The sequence below is a fragment of the Agathobacter rectalis ATCC 33656 genome (genome assembly GCF_000020605.1).
GTDB classification, from domain to species: domain Bacteria; phylum Bacillota; class Clostridia; order Lachnospirales; family Lachnospiraceae; genus Roseburia; species Roseburia rectalis.
The window spans coordinates 1,205,011-1,226,813 of sequence record NC_012781.1 but is presented as its reverse complement, the minus strand read 5'-3'; the positions used below and the strand labels follow the sequence as shown (position 1 = coordinate 1,226,813).

Sequence of the window (21,803 nt, the reverse complement as noted above, 5' to 3'; positions counted from 1 at the left end):
CTGTTTGTTGCAGTGTCCAGAGATTTTTGCTATTTTTTAAAATCCCAAATAGATGCCTGTCCGCACCGCATATCTGCCACTAAACGAATACTGAATATTTACCAATTTCATTACCTGCTGCATTAACATTCATGGATTGAACCATAACAAGACCTAATGATAAAATTACTGAAAATATCCTCTTGCACATTTTTTTACTCATATAACTGCCTCCTTTGGTCTATTTTTTGCCTATCCCACACAAAACAAAACTCCTTAATTAAAAAACCTTTTTTTACTTCTACATATCCCATCACCTCATCATTCAAATAAAGTATCCATCTTTCATCCTGTTTCTTAATTATCAACTCCTGTAATTGACACATCTCATATGCATATTCATGTTTTTGGACAACCTCAAATAAAAAGCTCTCATTGATTTCCTTTCGTGTATAATATGTAGAAATATATGCCTCATCATTCTCTTCACTTCCCAATTCAACACAATCCCTATTATCACTTCCTAAAATGAAATAATACACTAATTTATCCATTGTAGAATTTACTTTCATCGCTGAACCCATCATCAGACAACCAATCAAAAAAATAATTGTCCAAAACAAATATATTCCCCAATAAGCAGCTTTGCTTTTGACAATATTCTTATCACGATGTCTCCCAAAGCACATAAGATGTGTTAATTGTCTTGGATAGAAAATAATCAAAAAAGCTGAAACAACTATATAACATATTTTCATTTTATTATCTCTCTCTTAATCAAAATTCCTAAATTGGATGTTTCCTGAAAAACACTTTATTCAGAACGATTTATTGTATCATTTGTAAACTCAACAATAATGTTCTTATTGGTGCTCAGTGTGATTCGGTGGTTGTTATTCATGGTAAAAGACTCCAATCTATAGGTTTTGTTACGTCTATTTTACCATATATTTTCTTCACCTGGTGGGTGAATAATGATATGAACAACAAAGTATCGCAAAAGCTTGAAATTATAGGATTTAAGGAGTCTGTGAAGAAATATACTACCATTTATTTCTTTATTTATTTTCTCTATTACATTTATGTTCTACCGGTCTTTTCGGTTGATGAAATATCCCCAAACAAAACGGAGGATCACCACTGGCTCTCTTAATCTCATTTCTTATCACCCTCTCCACAACCTTCAATACCTTTTTGTTAATTTTCTTCATTTCTCTTTACCTCCTGTTTTAATATTTTAGCTATCAGCAACAGAACCGCACATAATATAACAGCAACTGCCATATGGCAAACATACATCATATCGGCTCCGAGCAAAGTAAAAGTGTAAATAACACACACTTCAACTGCACACAAAATTCTTGCCGCCCTCTTTGATTCTGACAGTTCTACCGCATCCATATGTATGTTGGGATGATTAACAGTCCCTATAACTTCAACTATGCAAATTGCAACTAATAATAATCCAAAAACCAGCTGCGGATAGTCAACCAGAACCATACATAAACCTAAGACAAGCATATAAGTAACCACTGTACCCAAATAACATTGAAAAAAGGTATTCATATGATATCCGCCTGTTCTTTTTCTTAATGACAAAAAGAATAACAAAAAGAATGCTGTTGGAACTAATTTCTCAATCAGTACACTTATTAGCAAAATAGTTCCAATGGTTATAAATTTTTCCATTAACGAAACAAGCGTATAGACATAATATTCTTCCGCTTCCTTGTCAATCATTTTTTCCTCAGCCATTTGGTCAACCAACCCCATTGCCATCTTCTCAATCATATCAACGCCTCCTTCTACTGTAAGTATAACAATACACAATTTCTTAACAAGGTCTATTGCAGAAAGTGTACTTATTTTGCAGAAAACGACAAAAAAGTGATTTGTTCTCAGAAATCACTTTTCACTAGAGGAATCATAATGGAAAAATAAAACTCTCGTTCATCGTTTTGAATCACATAAGAGCCCCCGTACTTCCTTATTGTTTCAGCTATATTTTTTATTCCTATTCCATGTTCATCTGTATCCAGAATCTTTGTAGTCTGTATCTCTCCATTTTCATAAATAACAGCATTCTCATAAGTATTTTTCACCGATATAATCGCATTATTGTCCTCTATAACAATTTTCAATTTTATTATTTTATCCCCTCTGCACTTTTCACATGCTTCAATCGCATTGTTTAATAAATTGGACATAATAACCACAACATCCTCATCGCTAATATTCAAAGATGATAAATCATTAATTTTAAATACAAAAACAATACCTTTATCCCTTATTTCCTGATATTTAGTATTCAATACCGCATCCACAATCACATTATTTGTACAAATAAAATCCAATTCTTTACTAATTTGACCACTGATTTTATTTACAAAGCTTTCCAATGAATCATATTTCTTCTTTTTTATCAAAGAATCAATGCACATAATCTGATTTTTATATTCATGTGTCATTTTCTTTTGTTTATCAAAATTTTCAGAAATAGAACGATACATACCTATTTGGTTTTTAACCTGTATCCTATAAATACGTTCCTCCTGCAATTTATTTTCTCGTTTTAAAATATCATATATTAAATAAAATACAACTATGTTCATTCCCGCCAATCCACACGCTATAACAAAAAATAAATTCTCCTGGGCTTTATTTTTTATATCTTCAGACATTTTTATCATAGCTGTAATAACACATATTGTGAAAATAGGGAAAAAAATAAACCGAAGCCATTCTGTATCTGCCAGCATAGCCAAAGATTTTTTCTCCATATGATTTCTAATAATTAATACAGCAAAAAGTAACAATGCCTTTCCTAAAACAACGACCAATGAACCCTGTATAACATGTGATTCCCATACTTCTTCCATGTTATGAAAAATATAAATATTCATAAGTAACGCGAAATAATCCATCACGAGCAAAAGACTCTCAAATAATGCTGATAAAATCATCGCCTTACCAAAACTCAGTTTAAGATAAAGCAACATAAAGAATGTTATGAGAATAATTGAAAATACCTGCTTTACAATAAAATAGTCTCGAAAAATCATTGCAATAAAATAGCAAAGCACTGTCAATCCGATAACTATACTATAATTTTTCCAACAATTATTTTCCTCTCTTTTTATTCCAAATGCTTCAAAAAAAATTTTGCAGCATAATATTTCCAACATCATAATCAAAAGACTCTGAATGTAAACAAACATTTATACTTCACCTCTATAAGCGATAAACTTTTCTTCTACATATTTATATCTCGCTCTAGCTATATCTAATAGAATTCCATTATTCAGCAATACTCTGTATCTGCTTATATTTTTAATGAATTTCATATTAACCAGAAAGCTCTGATGTATCCGCAGAAAATCATTTCCGGCAAACTTATCATCTATTTCATTTAGCGTCCCTTGTAATGTATATTTTTGCAGACAATCCTCCATTACATGAAACTCCAATTTATGTAATTTACTCTCAATATACAATATGCGATTCAATGAAACTTTCCTTGTACCTTCGCAGAAATCAAATTCAGCCCAAGTAATCTTATAATCCATTTTTTCATGAATTGCATCCATGCACTCATAAACACTGGCAACCAGATTTTTATTGTCCTTTAAAATATATCTTACTGCATCTACCTTATATCCTTCTATCGTATAGTTTACAAAGGCTGTAACAAAAACAATAAACATATCCTTGCTGTTTTCCCGGATCTTTTTTGCTGTCATAATTCCATCCAGTTCATCCATGTTGATATCCAGAAAAACAATCTTATATTTTACCATTTCAATTCCCAGTTCAACAAATTCTTTTCCTGAACTAAAAGTATCAATTTCAAGCATTATTCCTCTGTCAGTCATATAACGTATAAGTATTTCCTTTAGGTCATCTCTAAAAATCTTTTCATCATCGCATATAGCAATTCTAAACATACGTTTTTCCCCCCTCTCTAAATTTTGCATATTTCCTCGTTTGGTTGGTTGTGTTTTTTTAATTTTGTACATATTTTTATATTTTGGCACCTTCCAACAAAAACTTTATTTACTTCCATATAAACATAGCTTATTTTCCCTCGTTCAATTAGAATAATATAAAACCATTTTACAGTCATATATTACTATTTCTCACCCGAACAATCAAATAAAAGGCAGAAATCGACCTATATTTGTAGAAAATGACCAAAATCAACATTTTGAACAGCTTAATCTTTCTTCTATTACCAAATTTGCATTAACATATGCCGGCATTACTACTGTCTCCGAACTTAAAGAATATAATTATATCTCTTTAGCAAATGTTCTTCCTCTTTCTTTCCTTATACGCCGGATATTCTTACCAATAAATATCTCATCTTGCTTTATTTTCTGTTCCATCCCTTTTCACCATGCCTATGAACCCATTTTGGTTCTTTTTGCATTATTTTATGCAATATGCATGATGAAAAGGGACTTGTTCTAGTCCATCTTGTTTCTTCCCTATAATATTTTAAAAAAGAGATTCGAAAAAGGGGCTGTCATGCTAAATCGTTAAAGCGACAGTCCCTTTAAATAACAAATGTTATAACAGTAAACACCTATTATCATTAACACTTTCTGTTTTGGTCTTTTGACATATTCCTGTGCCTATTAAATTACATCACTGTTGCAAGAATACCCCATAGAAAAAATGCATAATTTTCTTTGATAGTCTGTTATATCAAACATTTACTTTTTTCCAATATTTTCAATATAGACATTTTACTGCTGTGAAAGTTTATCTTCAAGCATTGATTTAGACACCGAAAACTCGAATGTATCCATATTACTATATGTTGTTATTTTCTCTGGATTATCATTCTCAACAATAAATTCAGGTCTAATATAGCTATCTTTATTCAAAGTGTACCGTCCAAAGACTGAACAGTTAATTCGATAACTGTCACCCAGAATACTGCCTTCATTTGTTTTCAGAAATAGAATAACAGTATCTCCAACATTTGAATGTTCCGCACCCATAAAAGTATGGTTAATTAGCAAATTTTCCATTTCTTCTTCTGTGTATTGTGACAAATCGGCATGTGCTTCAATTTGTTCCTTTTCATCGCTCAGCCGAGTATATCCTCCATCCTCATACACAGTGATGGTTTCCTGCACCTCGCCTTTATATGCTCTCTCCACATCAACGGTAAGCACAGAATAAGAACATCCATCAATATACACATATTCTATTTCTATAATATTTCCTTTTACAATGACATCTGATGAGTCACTATCAATAAATTCATCAATATTATAGTAAAGATTTTTTAACGCAGCTTCACTATTTACATCTGTAAAAATTTCATAACTAGAAATATCACTATAAAATAGGGAATTTTTATTTGAATATTCATTATTATTTTCTGCCAAAGTGGTTTCACTTTCAACAATTGCATCTTTAGTATTGCTTAAATCCTGAACACTTGCACCTTCTATCCTTCCACAACCAACCATTGACAATAATGCCATACACCCTAATATTCTAATACCAATTTTTTTCATTTTACTTCCTCCTACTTATATAAATAATTTATTCCACCTAAATCATTAGTTTGTGCTCTCGAGGTACTACTTGAATTATAAGCAATATCTGCCCTCATCAAAACATTACTAAAGTCTGAATGTGCCAACCCCATAACATGCCCCATTTCATGAGCTATAACAGCCAATCTTTTATTTTCACTTAAATCCGAAAAATCCGCATCTAATTGTATTTTTCCCCAAGCCCAATTGCTACTGAATGGATCAACCTCTGTACTTCCATTATACATAGTTGTTAACCCCCACCATTCATTAACAGTACTTACTTGATATATATCCATTCTACTACTTGATTGTGTTGTGGTTTTTGTATAAGAAATAGGGGTTGTTACTCCCATGCTACTAGTTGTATTTACCCATTCGCTCATTGCCGTATTAATATAAGATGCATAGCCGCTTGCACTTGATGTAATAAAGTAATGTTGTGTATCTTTTCCATAATTTCCCACACCATATGTCAATTTGTGCTGATTATATGTATTATACGCATACACAGTTGACACACTACACATGAACATAAAAAAGCTAAAACATAATGCAACTATAAATTTTTTTGTTCTCATAAAACTTTCTCCGCTTAATTTTCTTAATACATACAATTATAAAGCAACAAAATACTACTAAAATTTTTTATCTCACCTCCGTATTTTTTGACAACTATAATTGACAACAATTCAAGGGTCAATTGGCTTTGTAAATGGTGCCTTTTTTTGTAAAACCCAAAACCTTTATCCTCTAAAAAAGTATCGTGTTTAACATGTTGCAAATGAACAAATCATTATTTACTTGCGAGAATGTCATCCTATTGATATTAAATCAGTAACTGTATGTGACTGTTATTGTTGCCGTTACCGTTGATGCAGGATATAGTTTATTGGGATCATAGGTTTTGCCTAAATTTTCAATTTGAAGATACCAATCTCCTTTGGGATTTTCACACACAAAATCGGTTACATAATATGTCCTTGACTTTGTAGAAGGTGTCAACCTTGCTACTGTTCCTTCTGGACTCTCAATATAAAGGTCAAACGGATCTGTACCACTTGCTACATTTAAGTATACTTTCACCTGAGTGATTTTAGGATTGGTTCCTAAAACACTTCCTGAAGAAACTTTTGCTATTTGAGATACCCCACCATCTATCGCATTTAACTTTACAGTGGTCTTCGAAAATGAATTTGAAGCTGCTAATACCGGCATTGAAAACATTAAACATGCCATAAAACATACTGCAATTGATGTTAAAGCTCTCTTCTTAATAGTATTCATAAAAAATCCTCCTTAAGTCAAAACATAAATATTATCAAACAGAATGCTCTCCCGCAAAATGGATACTTTTTATATCATTCGTTCAAATGACTTTCTAATCAGTTGACTACCAGATTTTACTAATAAAGCATCAATGGATTTACTTGTAATTCTATCTAAAACTCCCGGCATGATAGGTTTTCCAGCCTCCCATTTAGGGTCTGCTACTTTTACGGCATCTGTGAATGCCTGCCAATACTGTCGCTCATACTCCTCTAATGTATACCCTGCTGCTAATCTGTCGTTTTTCTCAGTTTGCTGATACAACTTTTGATATATCTCTGATCTGTTTGTTGTATCGCCGTTATGCACCCCATTTTCCATAAAAAATTCTTTTTTAGTGCTTTCAAACATCTCATCCATAATGCTTTCTGAAATTGAAACAATTCTATTTTTGCTAGCACAATTTTTATCTGTAACGAGTAACCCCGCCAATCCTGTGCGTGGATTAATCCAGTCTCCATCTTTATCATATCGGCTCATTCGTTTCTTAATGGCTGAGATTGTAGTATATCCACCGCCACCATCTCTGGACATCTCACTCATAACAGCTCGATATTGTTTACTATTTATATCTATTCCAGCCGCTTTAAGTCTTTCCTTTGTTTCGTTACTATTGATAGGCATTCCAGACATTTGCTGAAATCTATTGCTAAACTCTCTTACTATAAGCATAATTTTCTCTCCTTGATAAATTACTCTGAAATCCATTTTCTTCTTTAACAAACGATTATACTCTTGTCAAATTAAATATCACTTTCTTCTTTAAATATATCAAATAAATTGTATTGTTCAATTGTTCTTGCAGAAAGTGACTCCTAATTGCAGAAAATGACACTCCAAATATAAAATTCCCTTGAATCAAACCAAAGTTCAATTCAAGGAATATCTTCTTATCGTTTCTTTCCAACCATAACAGGCATAGATTTTGCTGTCATACTCTCATTCATTGCTTTTATAGTGTTATAGGTATCATCTCATATATTATAATGATTCAGCTATAATTTAATGGGGCTGTAAAATAAGTCCCTAATTAAGAAACGCCAACTCCGGCAAATGTCGGTTTTGTTGTTTCTTTGTATGAATTTTTCTATTTTTGAACAGGTCTGCATCTTTGGGTATAAAAAATGGTGAATTTAATAAAGCTCAGCTAATCACGCTTGAGTTTTATTCAGCTTTCGTCTGTCGTTGCTTTTTTGTACATGGGAAATTTCATGTGTTTTTCCATGCCGTGTTCTTCGCAATAAAGATAATTATTGTAAGAACCGTATCCGGCATCAGCAACCTGATATTTCGGATAATGACCATATGTGCGATTGAATTTTTCCATCAATGGTACAAAGCATTGGATCTATGTCAATACATTGGACACAAAAAGTATATACCGGATCAGAAATATCGATCAATTTTGCGATTTCTAATGGTAATTTCAGCTGACGCATAGTATAATTACCATTAGTATAGTCTGTTAGTAGCATAATTAATTATACCAAAAAATCGCTCAGACCTCACGGCCTGGGCGATTTTTTTCTAGGGGAGTTTTTTTACAGCCCCATTGCTGTATCTTGACATAATTCCAACAGCTGCTAAGCCGCTTCGTACAGCGAATTTTGTAGCAAGTTCTCCTGCGAGGCTCCTGTTTTATGCAGTGTCCAGAGATTTTTGCTATTTATCTCCTGTTGTTGACTTCCCTATCAAAACATGTTTCCCGCAAAACGCAAACGCATATTTATGAATCTTTTCCTCCGGAATTCCTCTTGCCTCCAACGTTGCAGCATACTTCTTATATTCAATCTGCTCCAGCCCGGCTTTCACTGTATCTTCCAGATCTTTCTCTGTTTCCGAATCCTGAACCTTGAACTCAATAATAAATGCATCATCGCACTTATCTCTTGGCTCCAACATCACATCGTATCTTCCGAATCCACTCTCCCGGTTCGAAGTCACAATATAACAATCCTCCAGTTCTACAATCAGCCCCAGAACAAATGGTACAGACGTCAGATTTACTACTATTTTCAATTTTTCTATCCTGCATCTCGTTTCAGAACTTTTTAGAACCAATCCAGAACCACGATACTATTATAGAACCAGAGTATATTTAGTCTTTCAATCTGCTTAACAGCATCTGATAATGCCGCTGTCCGATATGTCGTCCGGCACGTTGCAGACCATTCACGCATTCTCTGACTTCATCCGATGTCAGTTCGTGTTCCTCATAGGCTGCCATAAGAATCCCTATCGTCCCCATGATTCTAAGTCCCATCTGAGCTGATACATTTCTTCCCTTTGCTTCATCCATCAATAACAGATCTGCTTTTAATTCATCTGACAGGACAATCGCTTCACTCTCGCCCTGGTCAAGACCTGCCGCTCTTTTTAATATATATACTTGCTGATTCCGGATTATTGACAGGCTTCACTACGATAAATTTCTTCTGCCTGATCTCATCGGCTTCCAGCCGAAGCGGTGTTGTATCTGATACAACAATCATACCGCAGCCTCCTTCTTTTTGAGTTCTCTGAAAGTATTCAGTTCATCATCCAGATCATCCATCGTCATATCAAAATAGGAATATCCCAGCTTATCATACAGATCAATCAACTCGGATTTTCTGATTCCCAGAATTTCAGCCGCACGACCATGGGATATCGTCTGATTCAGTATATATGGATACAGCAACAGTGCATTTCGAGTAAGCTCTGTTTCCGGATTCATAGTTACCAGATATTTTGACATTCCTACCGGAACTTTAATAGTTACAGATTCTGTTGTTACCATAATATCACGTCCTTTCTGTTAGAAATCTATGTTCGTCTCTTTTCCTATATTATTATTATATCCATTATTTGGATTTTCTACAACTGATTTTTATCTGCTTTTATTCAAGTAATCTTCCTCGTCAAAATTGTGCGTATTGGAACTATTCTGGACGTGCTATGTTTTACAATGCACTACAAAAGAATGGGTTAATTTAGAACTGTACATATCCCATTTGTTGCAGTGTCCAGAGATTTTTGCTATTTTTATCTTGTTTTAATTATCAATTGCTTCGACAACCTCCTGTATATCATCAGCAGTGAGTTTTGTCAGCTTATCATATAAGTCAGCTTCAAGCTCATCATCCATATCACCATTTTGAACTTTAATAATATACTTTCTGACTTCAATTCCAACCTTTACAAATTCATAATCACCACAATTGTAAATAGAATCTAACCCATATATGATCCCACAATAATAAAACATCTGCGCAAAATTATCACTTTCCCTGCTTATTCCTTTAATATTATCCTGTAAAAATTTCTTTGCCTCCTGCAATTGTAAATTAATAGCTTCTTTGTCCAAAGAATTATTCTGCAGATTTTCTGCGTATTTTGATGCAAGACTATAGCCTTCTGTTTCGGACTTAAAAGTCTGATATTCTATTCTCTGTTGTTCAGTACTAACTTTCATATTATTATCTTCTCTTGTATTTCCCAGGAAAAGAACTCCAGCCATAAAGTACATAATTATTATGATTATAAGAATAATTCCAAGAAAATACTTATTTATTTTCATTTTCCTCAACAATTTTTCCCTCCGCAATTTTTAATATCACATCACACACTTCCTTTAAATCTTCTTTATGATGAGTGGCTACAATAATCGTTGCGCCTCTTGACTTCTCCTCTCTTATTATTTTATATATAAGCTGCACTGCATCTTCATCCAATGCATTTGTCGGTTCATCAAGCAATATAATTTTCTGATTTTCAAAAATTGCCTGTGCAATATTTAATCGTTGTTTCATTCCCAATGAAAATTTTTTCACTTTTTTATCAGAGTCGGGGTCCAGACCCACCCTTTCCAGAGAAAAGCTTATATCTTTTTCATCAGCTATATTTTTTATCTTTGCAAGCATCTGAAGATTTCTCTTTGCGGAACATTCCGGCAGCAATTCCATATTTTCTATAACAATACCGGTCTCAGGTGGAAACTCAATTTTATCATGCAGTTTTTCCCCATCAATGAAAATACTTCCACTATCCAGATTTATCAAACCACTTATAGCTCTTAGCAGCATAGTCTTTCCTGAACCATTTTGCCCATATAAACCATAAACAAAACCACTTTTAAACGTATACGATACATTATCCAATACCGTATTTTCCTTTATCCTCTTTGTTACATTTTGTAATTGTATCATACTATATCATCTCCTCAGTAAATGTCTGTTTTCTTATATTTTATTATTGAAATAATATTTAAAACTACTAATAATATAATCACATATATAATTGAAGTTTCATATCTCACATATATGTTTTTTTGATAAATTATCCCACTACGCGTTCCAAATAGCATATTGGGGAAAAGCATAACTCCAATCCGGCTTAAATCACGATTTATCAGTACGTTATTTCCAATTATCAGTGATACCACCAAAAAAATATTTACAAATATATTTGAAATACTGGCATCCATAAATAATTCAAGTAAAAATTGTAATTGTACCAATGCCCATACTCCAACAAAATATGTAACTATTACCTGTATTAATTTTATACTTGATAAATTATTCCATGTCCCATCACATAATAAAAAAATAATCGTCTGACCTATTACTATACAGGCTAATTTCGCTGCTGATAATATAGCATTTTTTAAGTATAACCTCTCTCTGCTATAAGATCTGATCAGCCAAAGCTTACCATATCCGGTTGTAATTTCTCTTGCATTACCCGAAAAGTAAAAAAGTACAAATGGTAATGGTATATATGCATATAAAATTTGCACTAAATTACTTGTTGGGTTGTCAAAAATAAAAAGTGTACTGGCAAATGGTAATTGATATACCTCATAGCCACTCATTTGTATTACAACTCTTTGCATAATAATCATGCATATGATCAATATTATGTTTAACCACTTATTTTTCATTTCTTAAAATATCCCTTTTTGCAAACGTTACTATTCCTGCTATGTACAGAACTATTGCCATTACTATATTTTTTGCAAGAATACCCAAACAGCTTACAAACGATTTATTTCCTTCCAAAAAATTATATGCTGCAGCAACATCTAAACCCGGTATCCAAAACTTAACGAGCCAAAATCTTATCAAAATGAATTGCACAAAATTAACTCCAAACGCTCCTATAAGAGCAATAAGTTCATTTTGTAAACAATCTCTAAGTATTTTGTAAAAAAGACCTGTTGCGACAAAGAAAATCCAAATAACAACAAATTCCATAAGAGAATACAGTACAAATGGATATTTCTTAATTGTTGCACCATTAAAACTATATACCGTAAAAATATAATCAACTATCTGACGAACTGCCGAAAATATTGCCGCCATTACAATAATTATCCTGACCTGGCTATTATTATATTTTTCCCGCGTTTTATATCTAAGTAATATATATGTTTTTTCTTTATCTAATGCATAGTATATTCCCAATAAGACAGGAATTGTATCTACAACCAATATTTCTTTAATTCCACAGAAATTACTGCCTGAATTGTGGATATTCAGGAAAATTACATCTTCCGTTATCCCCATCTGCCCTATTGAATTAAGCATAGGTACATTTGAAAAATAACAATCTATACCACACAATCCCACATATATTAAAGCACATACTAAATATTTATACTTCAACAATTTTTTTCTCCCATATAATAGCTGTTATAATCACTAAAATGTAAAGCACTATACACCATATCGCCATTGGAACAACAACATTAAAATCATATTCCATAAACGGTTGAAAAATATGCATTGATGAATTTTTAAACAAAATTGGTATGAACCAGATTGCAAAGGTCAACGCATATACCATCTTTCTTTCGTGTATAGATATTGCCAACGCAGCTCCCATCATTCCCAAAACACCGGCAAATATTGCCGTTATAAGAATGTAGACTATATTCGCTGTCAATGGATGTGTATAGCTTATTTCAAAAAGAAATGTTTCTGCCATGACAAAACTGTCATATTTCAATGGTTCTGCATCAAACGGTGTATTTGTTCCCCCATTAAATACTATTTGTGAAAGTATAAGATTTAATCCCAGTCCTACAAATACAATTGTAAATGAGACAATAAAGGCTGATTTCATTTTTTGTAAAATATATTTATTTTTTCCCATTTTACATATCAATATATTCTTATATCCTGTAATATAATCAACAATACTCTCTTCTCCCACTATTACCAGCAAATATAATGGTAAAAACCACAGATAAATCATTTGAAATATGTGCCCTTGTGAATAGCATGATAAAAATGTGACATATAACGGATAGGGTTTCCCTATTTCTCCATTACATATAATAATATCCTGATAATAAATCTGTACAATATCCAAAATTGGAATTACGAGCATAAAAATTATCATTCCTATACTTTTTTTATCACTTATAATTCTGTTTAATTGCTGTCTCATTTTTTCCTTTCCTTGTGTTTTTTACTACCGCATTGTTACCATAGACGTCTATGCTTATATAGTATCTCATATTTCTGAAAATTCGACTTAATTTATTATGAAAATTTCTGAATTTTTCATTGTCATGTACATCCAAGCTTCAGATTTCTTCAGAATTTTTCAGATTTTATTAAGCGCATATTGTGTTTTTATGTGCTATTATATTTATATCACTTTTGTTTTTACAATAAATCTTATTCATTTATATAAGGAGCAGCTTGTATGGATAAACTACTCATTATCGAGGATGACGAAACAATCAGAAATGCACTTAGAATTTTGCTTGAAAATCAAGGTTACTTCATCGAAGAAGCGCATGACGGTGAAGAAGGGCTCCAAAAATTTGACTCAACCTTTGATCTGCTGATTATTGACATAATGATGCCAAATATTTCCGGCATTGAGGTATGCCGCAGAATCAGGGAAAAATCATATGTTCCGATTCTCTTTTTGACAGCCAAATCTCTTGAAACCGATAAAATGGAAGCCCTTTCCGCCGGAGGGGACGATTATCTTGTAAAACCATTCTCCTACGTGGAGCTGATAGCGCGTATTCAGGCTCTTATCAGAAGATGTCGCGTCTACGACAATGCAGATGCATCAGACACCACCGCTTCATCCACTATTGAACGATGTGGCTTAACCTTATACACAAAATGCAACAATGTCAGTTACGATGGCAGACAGCTTGCTCTCACGGATAAAGAATATCAGATTCTTCTGCTGTTAATTTCTCATCCGACAAAGACATTTTCAACACAGAATATATTTGAAAGCGTCTGGAATGAACCGTATACACAGTTTTCCAATAACACCATTATGGTTCATATTAAAAATCTGCGCAATAAGCTTGAAGCCGGCTGTGGCTGTGCCCACCTGATTAAAACAGTGTGGGGAAAGGGATATAAATTTGAAGAATAAATTTAACGGATATAAGGAATACATAAGCAGCTTATTGATTTCATTTTTAATAGCTTTGTTGATTTCAATTGCTGTATTTACAGCTATATACCTTTGCGTGGAAAAAATAATAAATGAATATGTAAGCTCCGACAGCTATATTTACAATACACAGGCTCCATATATTACCAGCTTTCAAAAATATGTGTCTGACAATAAGGTTTCGTCAAACGATTTTAAAAGCATTGAAACATGGATTCAAAGAGAAAAGCCCGAATTTTTTCTCATATCCATTGATAATGAAACACATTACGTTTCAACAGAATTTTTATGTCTCAAAAAGCCCCAAAATCTATCATTATATAATCAGAAAATATCTGTTTACCTTAAAGCGTTAAACTTTAGTGACAGAACAGCTAAAATTTTTATATACAATAACTATCAGGAAAAATATCTCAAAGCTTTGCTTATTTGTGATGCTCTCTTCACTTTAATTACAGCAATAATGATTTTGTTTTTCATTTCCAGACATATTCTCATGCAAATACATGGCACTTTAAACGTTGTCGAGCAGTCTGAAACCGAATTGATCAATGAAAAAAATATGCTGATACGAAGCATGGCACACGATATCCGCACTCCTCTCGCAGGGCTGCAGTCATACGCTGAAATTATCAAAATGGAAAATAAAAAGGGTGCGATTCCCACTGAACACATAGATGTGATTTTCAATAAAATATGCGAAATAAAAGGCCTTACCGACCAGCTTTTTGACTATTCACTTGCCTGCAATGAAGAAGCTCTTGAGCTTGACGCTCCATGCAATATGGAAAGTGCAATAGGTGACTATCTTTCTGAGATGGCTTTTATCCTCCGTGAAAACAGCTTTTCACTTGATATAGAAAAGCTCATATGGAAGGATTTTAAAATCACTGTGAACTCAAACTTTCTCGGACGGATTTTTAACAATATTACAAACAATATATGCAAATATGCAGATAAGAAAGCTCCTGTCTGCATAAGCTGTATCTACCGGAATAAAGATGCAGGTATCGAGATAACAAACCATATCTCAGATAAAAGCTCTCTGTTTAATACCACCGGCATGGGTATCAGAAATATTACGATTATGATGAAGCAGATGAATGGACGGGCTATTGTTTCACATAATAATACCGAGTTTCGCATTACTCTTTGGTTTTCACGCGCATAAACAAATCATATTTTTGCAATATAAAAGGTCAAACCCGATAGTTAAAAATGACGGAGACTCGCAGGAGCGCATGCTGCAAAATACGCTCATACTACGCGGCCAAGAGGCTGTAAGAATTATGCTTAAAGGTTTTCTATGCTTGACGCAACCGGCTTTTACGCGCCGTCCATGGCGCGGTAACGCCTTGCCCCGACGTCGTGTCGGAGCATTGCTGTGTTTTGACATAATTCTAACAGACTCTAGGCCGCTTCGTACAGCGGATTTTGCAGCATGCGCTCCTGCGAGTCTCCTGTTTGTTGCATTATCCTTGACTAAATCCTCGACTAAACTCTTGACTATCCTCGACTAAAAAATATATTGTTTTAGTCCTTAGTCAAGAGATACCATTCTGAATTTATTGCAATACCACGCACATCAATAATTCCATTTTTCTTCATTTTTTGCAGAAGATTTGATAATTTTCTTGATTTTTGCTGATCAGTCAATACATCCGGTAAAACATCTTTAAGTACCGCCAATAGGTCTGATTTCTTGGCTGGTCCGAGTTTTAGTGTAGACAATATAAAATGCATACACACTTCCTCATCTAATCCTTTTTGTCTGACATAATTTGCCTTGTCTCCAACAACCTTTGCTACTTTATATGAAACAAAAATATTTGGATACCTTCCCTCGACTAAATTCCTTGACTTAAGTTGACTAAAATCTTCTTTAGAAATAGTCTTCTTTTTCTGTACCTGATCTAAAAGAAATACAGTTCTCAAATCCAAATCGTCGTTTGCATGCAACAATCTTGTATAATTAGGATCTAATACTTTTCCATACACCGTTACAACAACTCTGTTAGGAGTATCTAAATCAAATGTTGGCAATGGAAAGCATTTACCTTTCTGTATCTCATATATCATCGGAATTCCCATTGAATTTGTGTCTATCATATACATATTCACCATAGCATTACACAAAAATGCATTTCTATAATATGGAGGTTTATATCCCGGCTCCAATGCCTGTTCTACTGTCTCAGGAATAAATGCCCCTTCATTAATGAAAACAAGATGATCCTCATACTCTTCAAGATTTATTTTCCCACGCAATCTGTAATCAGAATGAGCTATACAATTGTTGATAATTTCCTTTACTAAATTAGGATTATATTGATCCACTTCTTCTGGAAACAATGTTGTCTGGTCTGCAATATATCTATATTTTTCATTTCTGATCTTGCCATATACTTTATCAACCGCCAGCAGTAAAGGCATATCAAAATGTTCATATGCTTTTACTGATTTATCAGCATTATATAATGTCCATGTAATTCTCGGAACAAAACCATCAAAGTAAAAGCTTGATTCTTTTTTACCAAGTAACATTAACGCTGTTCTTGTAATCTGTCCTTTAAATGTAAGTCCAGCTTTATTGAGTACTTCTATATCAGATAACCTCTCAATTATATCTGATGCGCCTGTTCTGTTTTCTTCTCGTCTTATGAACATCTTCCTAGCATATGCAATTGCCTCAGAATCCAAATCATCAATAGTTGCTTCTGGCACTATTTCCTTAGACCAGTCCCTTCCAACCTGACTTCGTATCAAATCAATCTTATTCATAGGTAGTGGAACTAAAGACTCATCTTCTCTTGCATAAGATGCTCCATGCCATGTAGTAACTATACCTGGAATTGCCGGTGGAATCTGAAATGCAATAACTCTCTTCCCTTCCATTTCAATGCAATATATATCATAAAAAGTGAGTTGAGTTTTTCATTCGTTCCGTTGGTTATTTCTTTTTTCAGGGATTGAAGATTTCCATCTTTTCTATAATTAGTCCCCTTAATCTGTTTATCATTTGTTATTCCAAAAATCAACCAAGCTTCGTTAAGACCCCTTATATTTGCCTCATTCCCCAAAGCAGAAAAATATCTTCCAATATCATTAAATGAATAATTGCTCGTTGCCTCCTTAAACTCTACAACTTCACTTTCAAACTCTTCAATCATTTTATATATTTTCTTTTTCAATTCACTTTCTGTATATATCAATACCCATACCTCCTATTTTAACCCTAAGTTTTAATTTAATCATCCAATCCGTCATATAAAGATTTAACTTTTAACACATAATCATTATTATTTTCTGCTATTACGGGCTCAATTTCTTTTAATTCAATATATCTACTTTTCTCTTCATCAAACCAGACTATATAGCTTCTATCTGTATCATGAGTAATATCATTTCCATAAAGCTCATAAGCCTTACTAGATGGACTACGATATACCCTAAACACCCAAAACATCCTGTAATCATTTTCTTTTAAAGAAGATTCCAGTATATGCGAATTGATTTGCAGACATTCCTGTTGATTATTCTCTCCTTTACTAACATCTGAATATTTGCATACCACTTCATTATTATCATTTATATACTCATATCCATCACCATATGTTATACCCGTTAATATTCTGGCAATTCTGCTTGGTAAATAAAATGTTTTTTCTATATTTTCAATATGTTCAGATAAACATGTAGCAACCAACTTATAAACTTGTATTACATTTTTTTCATTTCCTATATTGATACTCTCATTTGCTTCTTTAACAGATTGAACTGCACAAACTTCCTGCGGTGTATAAAAGCCACAAGTTTCAACATATGAATGAAATTCTGCCACATTCAATAACTCTGAACGTTCTTCTGAATATACATTCACTTCTGCAATCAATTTTTCAAAATCATTATTTTTTACAATCCCTGAAGAAATCCATATAGCCTCTTCTATGCCCAATACCTCATTAACAATATTCGTATATGCATACAATATTCTGGCATCTGTTTTTTCACCCAACCATACTGTAAAATCAGGAGTATCTTTCTTTTTCATCCATTTTTCAATATTCTCAGCAGAAAACTCTTTATACGGAGTTTTAACCATTTGATCTGTATGAATCCATTTATCCTCTATCTTAGTATATCTACTATTAACATAATCTTGATATGTGTTGGTAAAGTCATCAATTTCATAATAATCACTTATATACCTGACACCTTGTCCATAATAGTTATACTGCAGTTGACTTGCAAATACAGCTTCCATACGATGCTTCACACACCAAACATATTTTTCGGCTACAGTCATTACTTTAGACTTTGCACCATGAGTAGATCGCATATAAGTATTCCGTATACATATATCAATACCTAAATTATTTTTATCTTCACATTCCCAAAATATCTTTTCATCCCAACCTTGGTTTAGTAAATATTGAAATGCAATAGAGATAATCAATCCTTCCGGTTCAAGCATATCTACATCGTATTTCTTCTTATATTTTTCAATAAATTCTTCTGCTTCTCTTAGATACTCTCTAGTTTTATAGTTAATACAAAAGAATCTATCCAAATGATCACATAATACATATCGAGCTAAATCATAATATATTGGACCATATCCAGAAAGTCTTTTTGAATCAAAAGAGTCTTTATAAGCAGGCATAAATGAACTTTTTCTGATATATTTCTCTGATATTCTCTTTTCACATTCTGCGTCACATAGTCCTTTTGATATTGCAATCTTAACAATGCCTTTGCAATAATACCTAATTGCAGAATTTTCATACTTAAAAAGACCTTCTTCTGAATAAACATTCTCAACTATCCAAGATGATAATTTTTCAAGATATTCTTTCTGAACAAACTTCCCAAGCGCAATTCCATATGCTATTGCAAATATATCTTCTACAATCTGTTCATCATTGATATCTGCACAATATAACAATAAGTCCAAATACTCATATGGATTGTTGATTCCCCACTCTGTTAACTTAAGTCTGCAATCACGCCTAACATCATTATCTACCGACGACAACCTCCATACCAAAATTAATGGCTTGCCCATATAATTGTCTTTATCTGATAGTGCAATCATCGACAAATCCAGCTCTGAAAATGTTCGCCAACTAGCATTATAATTATTTCGTAAGTATGTTGGAATTGACCACCATATATCTCTTTGAGCTGGTTTATCAAAGCCTCTTAAAAATTCATCAAGCAGCTTTCCTCCCAAAGGATGGTTATTAATTTCACTTACAGGAATAATAACTCTATTAACTATTTCTCTAAACTCAGCCTCTGAATAATGCATTAATTTTTTTACATAATCACGATATTTAGACGCAATTTCAACAGATGTATTCGCTAATGTATAGCATATCAAATCAAATAAAACAGATTCTTCTAATTTAATATTTGAATATTCTGAAATTAGTTTTCCATCTTCCTCTATAACTATAAGTGAAAGCATCTGATAAATACCATTAGTATACTCAATTTGAATATTTTTTCCGTTCCTAATGGCATCATATAATTTTCTTCCTATCAGGTAATCGAATGCGGGCTGCATTCCCCATGAATATACAATCACTGGCTCGCTAAACTCATCTTCACAAATCTGATGCGAATATATGAACCCCTCTTTTTCAATAAAAAATAATAAATCCTCTAAATGACTTTTTATAGGTTCCCTACTCTCATTAAAGATATCCTCAAATGTCAATTCATTCTTATTAGTTAACAATGTAGCTATATTAACCAATATTGTTTTTATCATACTTTGTTGGTTTGTTTCTTTTTCTTGTTTTCTGTATGACTCTTCAACAGAATTAATTTTCTTCTGAAACAACTTAGTAATTACAAGCGAATTTTTATCTAAATTTCCTACACTACTATTGCCATATAAATCACAAAATAATTTGAGTGCCATAGGTGTACTCAATTTTTCTTTTATCCAATAATTACCACATAAATCAATCTTATAAAATGCTATATAATCATCAAATAATTCATTTACAGACACATCTCCACTACTTGGTAATGTATAAAAACATTCTCGGTAATCCAAATCATAATATCTAGGAAATACATATGGTCTTGATAAAAAAACAAATTTTACATTTGGAAAAATACCTTCATAGACTTGCGTTTCCTCTATTCGTTCCTTCCAAAAGCTCCATGAAGAAGCTTCATCTATTCCGTCTACACATATTAAGCATTTAGGTTGAACTACAATATCACAACTTTCATTCAAATATCTATTTCTCAACAAGGCTGCATTCTCTAAAGCTTGAAACAACTCTAATTCACTCCATGTCGTTGATAGCCCTATAGTTCTTGTCAAAATGGATAACCAACTATCACCTTTCCTATAATCCTTTGCTTGCACTAATACTGGAAGAAATGATTTATCCTGGAGCATAAGATCAATTTCACTAACAATTCCTGCCGTCTTTCCAGTTCCCTGATTACCGAGAAAAATAATCTTATTATGACTATCAGAAATCATACAACGCTTAAACTGCTCAAAATCATCTTCAATATTATCCAAAATACTTTCTACTTCATGAAAATGATTATAATAGCTAAAATGCAACGAACTATCTTTTAACTCCGAAGAATCACAATTAAGTTCAAATTTTTTTTCAAAATTGTCCCTTTCTATGTCAGAACCACTAGCAACTAATGAACCTATTTCTCTAATAATACATAACCACTCTCCGAGAACGGAAATATCTGATTTTACCTTTTCAAAAAGTGCCTTTTCGTTTTCTGGAAATTGCAATCTCAATATATCTTCATATGCTCTTTTCAGCTTCTGAACTATAGCATATATATTTTGAGTCATATCATATTTTTTCTTTGTAGCTTCAAAACTACCGGTAAAAGATGAAAGTTTGTCATGAATATAACCTGTCGAATACAAATCAGGTATGTACTTTGTTTTTGCCCAACTATTTATTGCCCTTTGATATGATATCAAAATCTCTGTTTCAAACACATCTGAGCATTCAAACCAATACCTATAACATCCCTGTGTTTCTGGCAGACATAATTTTTCTTGTATACTTGTCTCATCCCATAATTCAATTACGACATCCGGATATTCTTTATTAATGTTCTCACATAGATTTATCCACTTTGATTCTTCTGTATCCCTAGCGACTTGATTATTTTTCACCATTTTCTTTGATGTAAAATCTCTAGGGATACAAACAATATATCTTTTTAATTCAGGACGAACTTTAATTGCCGTATAAAATGAATTTTCAATTTGTTTAAATTGGGATGCTTCCATTTTCTGCGGAAACCACTTTGATTGAACACCAATAATATCACCTGATTTTAAAAGTCCATATGCTTCTACACCACCATCTCCACCACTTCCATTTACAAACGCAAAGTGAGAAATATTATCTTTATATTCCTTTTTCAACCAACATTTAAACAGAATATTGCACATTACTTCAAATGCATGATTAGGGGATTCTCCATGATTATTAAATTTTGTCCAATCCATATTTCATCCTC

General features: G+C 32.8%; 24 protein-coding genes and 1 pseudogene. 2 read left to right on the top strand and 23 right to left on the bottom strand.

Annotated features, from left to right (window positions below):
- Positions 1–79: 79 nt before the first annotated feature.
- From EUBREC_RS17950 to EUBREC_RS05900, 20 genes and pseudogenes are all read right to left on the bottom strand, one after another.
- Positions 80–202 carry a hypothetical protein gene (locus tag EUBREC_RS17950; RefSeq protein WP_012742213.1) on the bottom strand — a complete coding sequence of 41 codons (123 nt, stop codon included), beginning with the start codon at positions 200–202 and terminating at the stop codon, positions 80–82.
- Positions 195–737 (bottom strand): hypothetical protein, encoded by a 543-nt coding sequence (locus tag EUBREC_RS05985; RefSeq protein WP_012742212.1) that lies wholly within the window; start codon positions 735–737, stop codon positions 195–197. Before EUBREC_RS05985 ends, EUBREC_RS17950 begins: the two co-directional genes overlap by 8 nt.
- Positions 738–1,037: 300 nt before the next feature.
- On the bottom strand, positions 1,038–1,190 hold the full coding sequence (locus EUBREC_RS05980) for an AgrD family cyclic lactone autoinducer peptide (RefSeq protein ID WP_012742210.1): 153 nt from the start codon (positions 1,188–1,190) through the stop codon (positions 1,038–1,040).
- Positions 1,177–1,770 (bottom strand): accessory gene regulator B family protein, encoded by a 594-nt coding sequence (locus EUBREC_RS05975; RefSeq protein ID WP_012742209.1) that lies wholly within the window; start codon positions 1,768–1,770, stop codon positions 1,177–1,179. Before EUBREC_RS05975 ends, EUBREC_RS05980 begins: the two co-directional genes overlap by 14 nt.
- A 107-nt stretch (positions 1,771–1,877) precedes the next feature.
- Positions 1,878–3,197 carry a sensor histidine kinase gene (locus EUBREC_RS05970; protein ID WP_012742208.1) on the bottom strand — a complete coding sequence of 440 codons (1,320 nt, stop codon included), beginning with the start codon at positions 3,195–3,197 and terminating at the stop codon, positions 1,878–1,880.
- Positions 3,198–3,995, bottom strand: a complete 798-nt coding sequence (locus EUBREC_RS05965; protein ID WP_012742207.1) for a LytR/AlgR family response regulator transcription factor — start codon at positions 3,993–3,995, stop codon at positions 3,198–3,200. It abuts the gene before it with no gap.
- Between the two features lie 732 nt (positions 3,996–4,727).
- Positions 4,728–5,510 carry a hypothetical protein gene (locus EUBREC_RS05960; RefSeq protein WP_012742205.1) on the bottom strand — a complete coding sequence of 261 codons (783 nt, stop codon included), beginning with the start codon at positions 5,508–5,510 and terminating at the stop codon, positions 4,728–4,730.
- 11 nt (positions 5,511–5,521) lie between these two features.
- The gene (locus EUBREC_RS05955; protein ID WP_012742204.1) at positions 5,522–6,112 is read right to left on the bottom strand and encodes a M57 family metalloprotease; all 591 of its coding nucleotides are present in this window, start codon (positions 6,110–6,112) and stop codon (positions 5,522–5,524) included.
- A gap of 253 nt (positions 6,113–6,365) precedes the next feature.
- Entirely contained in the window at positions 6,366–6,818 is a 453-nt protein-coding gene (locus EUBREC_RS05950; protein ID WP_012742203.1) for a hypothetical protein, read from the bottom strand.
- A gap of 69 nt (positions 6,819–6,887) precedes the next feature.
- Positions 6,888–7,583 carry a DUF3879 family protein gene (locus EUBREC_RS05945; protein WP_306719077.1) on the bottom strand — a complete coding sequence of 232 codons (696 nt, stop codon included), beginning with the start codon at positions 7,581–7,583 and terminating at the stop codon, positions 6,888–6,890.
- Between the two features lie 451 nt (positions 7,584–8,034).
- Positions 8,035–8,208, bottom strand: a pseudogene (locus EUBREC_RS18460) (IS1182 family transposase); the annotation flags it as partial.
- 314 nt (positions 8,209–8,522) lie between these two features.
- Positions 8,523–8,879 carry a PD-(D/E)XK nuclease domain-containing protein gene (locus EUBREC_RS05935; RefSeq protein WP_022293875.1) on the bottom strand — a complete coding sequence of 119 codons (357 nt, stop codon included), beginning with the start codon at positions 8,877–8,879 and terminating at the stop codon, positions 8,523–8,525.
- Positions 8,880–8,958: 79 nt separating this feature from the next.
- A complete protein-coding gene (locus EUBREC_RS18165) occupies positions 8,959–9,192 on the bottom strand; it encodes a PIN domain-containing protein (RefSeq protein ID WP_465220260.1) in 234 nt (77 codons plus the stop codon).
- A gap of 25 nt (positions 9,193–9,217) precedes the next feature.
- Entirely contained in the window at positions 9,218–9,352 is a 135-nt protein-coding gene (locus EUBREC_RS18160) for a hypothetical protein (protein WP_012742197.1), read from the bottom strand.
- The gene (locus EUBREC_RS05925) at positions 9,349–9,639 is read right to left on the bottom strand and encodes a hypothetical protein (protein WP_012742196.1); all 291 of its coding nucleotides are present in this window, start codon (positions 9,637–9,639) and stop codon (positions 9,349–9,351) included. Before EUBREC_RS05925 ends, EUBREC_RS18160 begins: the two co-directional genes overlap by 4 nt.
- Before the next feature lie 255 nt (positions 9,640–9,894).
- A complete protein-coding gene (locus EUBREC_RS05920; RefSeq protein ID WP_012742195.1) occupies positions 9,895–10,419 on the bottom strand; it encodes a hypothetical protein in 525 nt (174 codons plus the stop codon).
- Positions 10,406–10,999: an ATP-binding cassette domain-containing protein gene (locus tag EUBREC_RS05915; protein WP_306719073.1), complete on the bottom strand. Its 594-nt coding sequence runs from the start codon at positions 10,997–10,999 to the stop codon at positions 10,406–10,408. The genes EUBREC_RS05920 and EUBREC_RS05915 overlap by 14 nt, the downstream gene beginning before the upstream one ends.
- Before the next feature lie 62 nt (positions 11,000–11,061).
- Positions 11,062–11,712: a DUF2705 family protein gene (locus EUBREC_RS05910; RefSeq protein ID WP_408629357.1), complete on the bottom strand. Its 651-nt coding sequence runs from the start codon at positions 11,710–11,712 to the stop codon at positions 11,062–11,064.
- A 58-nt stretch (positions 11,713–11,770) separates the two neighbouring features.
- Complete coding sequence (locus EUBREC_RS05905) at positions 11,771–12,505, bottom strand: WxPxxD family membrane protein (RefSeq protein WP_041253971.1); 735 nt, start codon at positions 12,503–12,505, stop codon at positions 11,771–11,773.
- Positions 12,495–13,292: a hypothetical protein gene (locus tag EUBREC_RS05900; RefSeq protein WP_012742191.1), complete on the bottom strand. Its 798-nt coding sequence runs from the start codon at positions 13,290–13,292 to the stop codon at positions 12,495–12,497. Before EUBREC_RS05900 ends, EUBREC_RS05905 begins: the two co-directional genes overlap by 11 nt.
- Positions 13,293–13,553: 261 nt before the next feature.
- Between EUBREC_RS05900 and EUBREC_RS05895 the strand changes: the two genes are divergently transcribed.
- Both EUBREC_RS05895 and EUBREC_RS05890 read left to right on the top strand, forming a co-directional pair.
- Entirely contained in the window at positions 13,554–14,252 is a 699-nt protein-coding gene (locus EUBREC_RS05895) for a response regulator transcription factor (protein WP_012742189.1), read from the top strand.
- Complete coding sequence (locus EUBREC_RS05890) at positions 14,242–15,444, top strand: sensor histidine kinase (protein WP_012742188.1); 1,203 nt, start codon at positions 14,242–14,244, stop codon at positions 15,442–15,444. The genes EUBREC_RS05895 and EUBREC_RS05890 overlap by 11 nt, the downstream gene beginning before the upstream one ends.
- A gap of 362 nt (positions 15,445–15,806) precedes the next feature.
- Here the strand turns inward: EUBREC_RS05890 and EUBREC_RS05885 are convergent, their stop codons facing one another.
- The 3 genes from EUBREC_RS05885 to EUBREC_RS05880 are packed head-to-tail and all read right to left on the bottom strand — an operon-like array spanning position 15,807 to position 21,792.
- A complete protein-coding gene (locus EUBREC_RS05885; protein ID WP_306719070.1) occupies positions 15,807–17,168 on the bottom strand; it encodes an ATP-binding protein in 1,362 nt (453 codons plus the stop codon).
- Positions 17,114–17,485, bottom strand: coding sequence for an RNA-binding domain-containing protein (locus EUBREC_RS17945; RefSeq protein WP_012742186.1), 372 nt, complete (start codon positions 17,483–17,485; stop codon positions 17,114–17,116). The genes EUBREC_RS05885 and EUBREC_RS17945 overlap by 55 nt, the downstream gene beginning before the upstream one ends.
- A 35-nt stretch (positions 17,486–17,520) precedes the next feature.
- A complete protein-coding gene (locus EUBREC_RS05880; protein ID WP_012742185.1) occupies positions 17,521–21,792 on the bottom strand; it encodes an NACHT domain-containing protein in 4,272 nt (1,423 codons plus the stop codon).
- Positions 21,793–21,803: the final 11 nt, after the last annotated feature.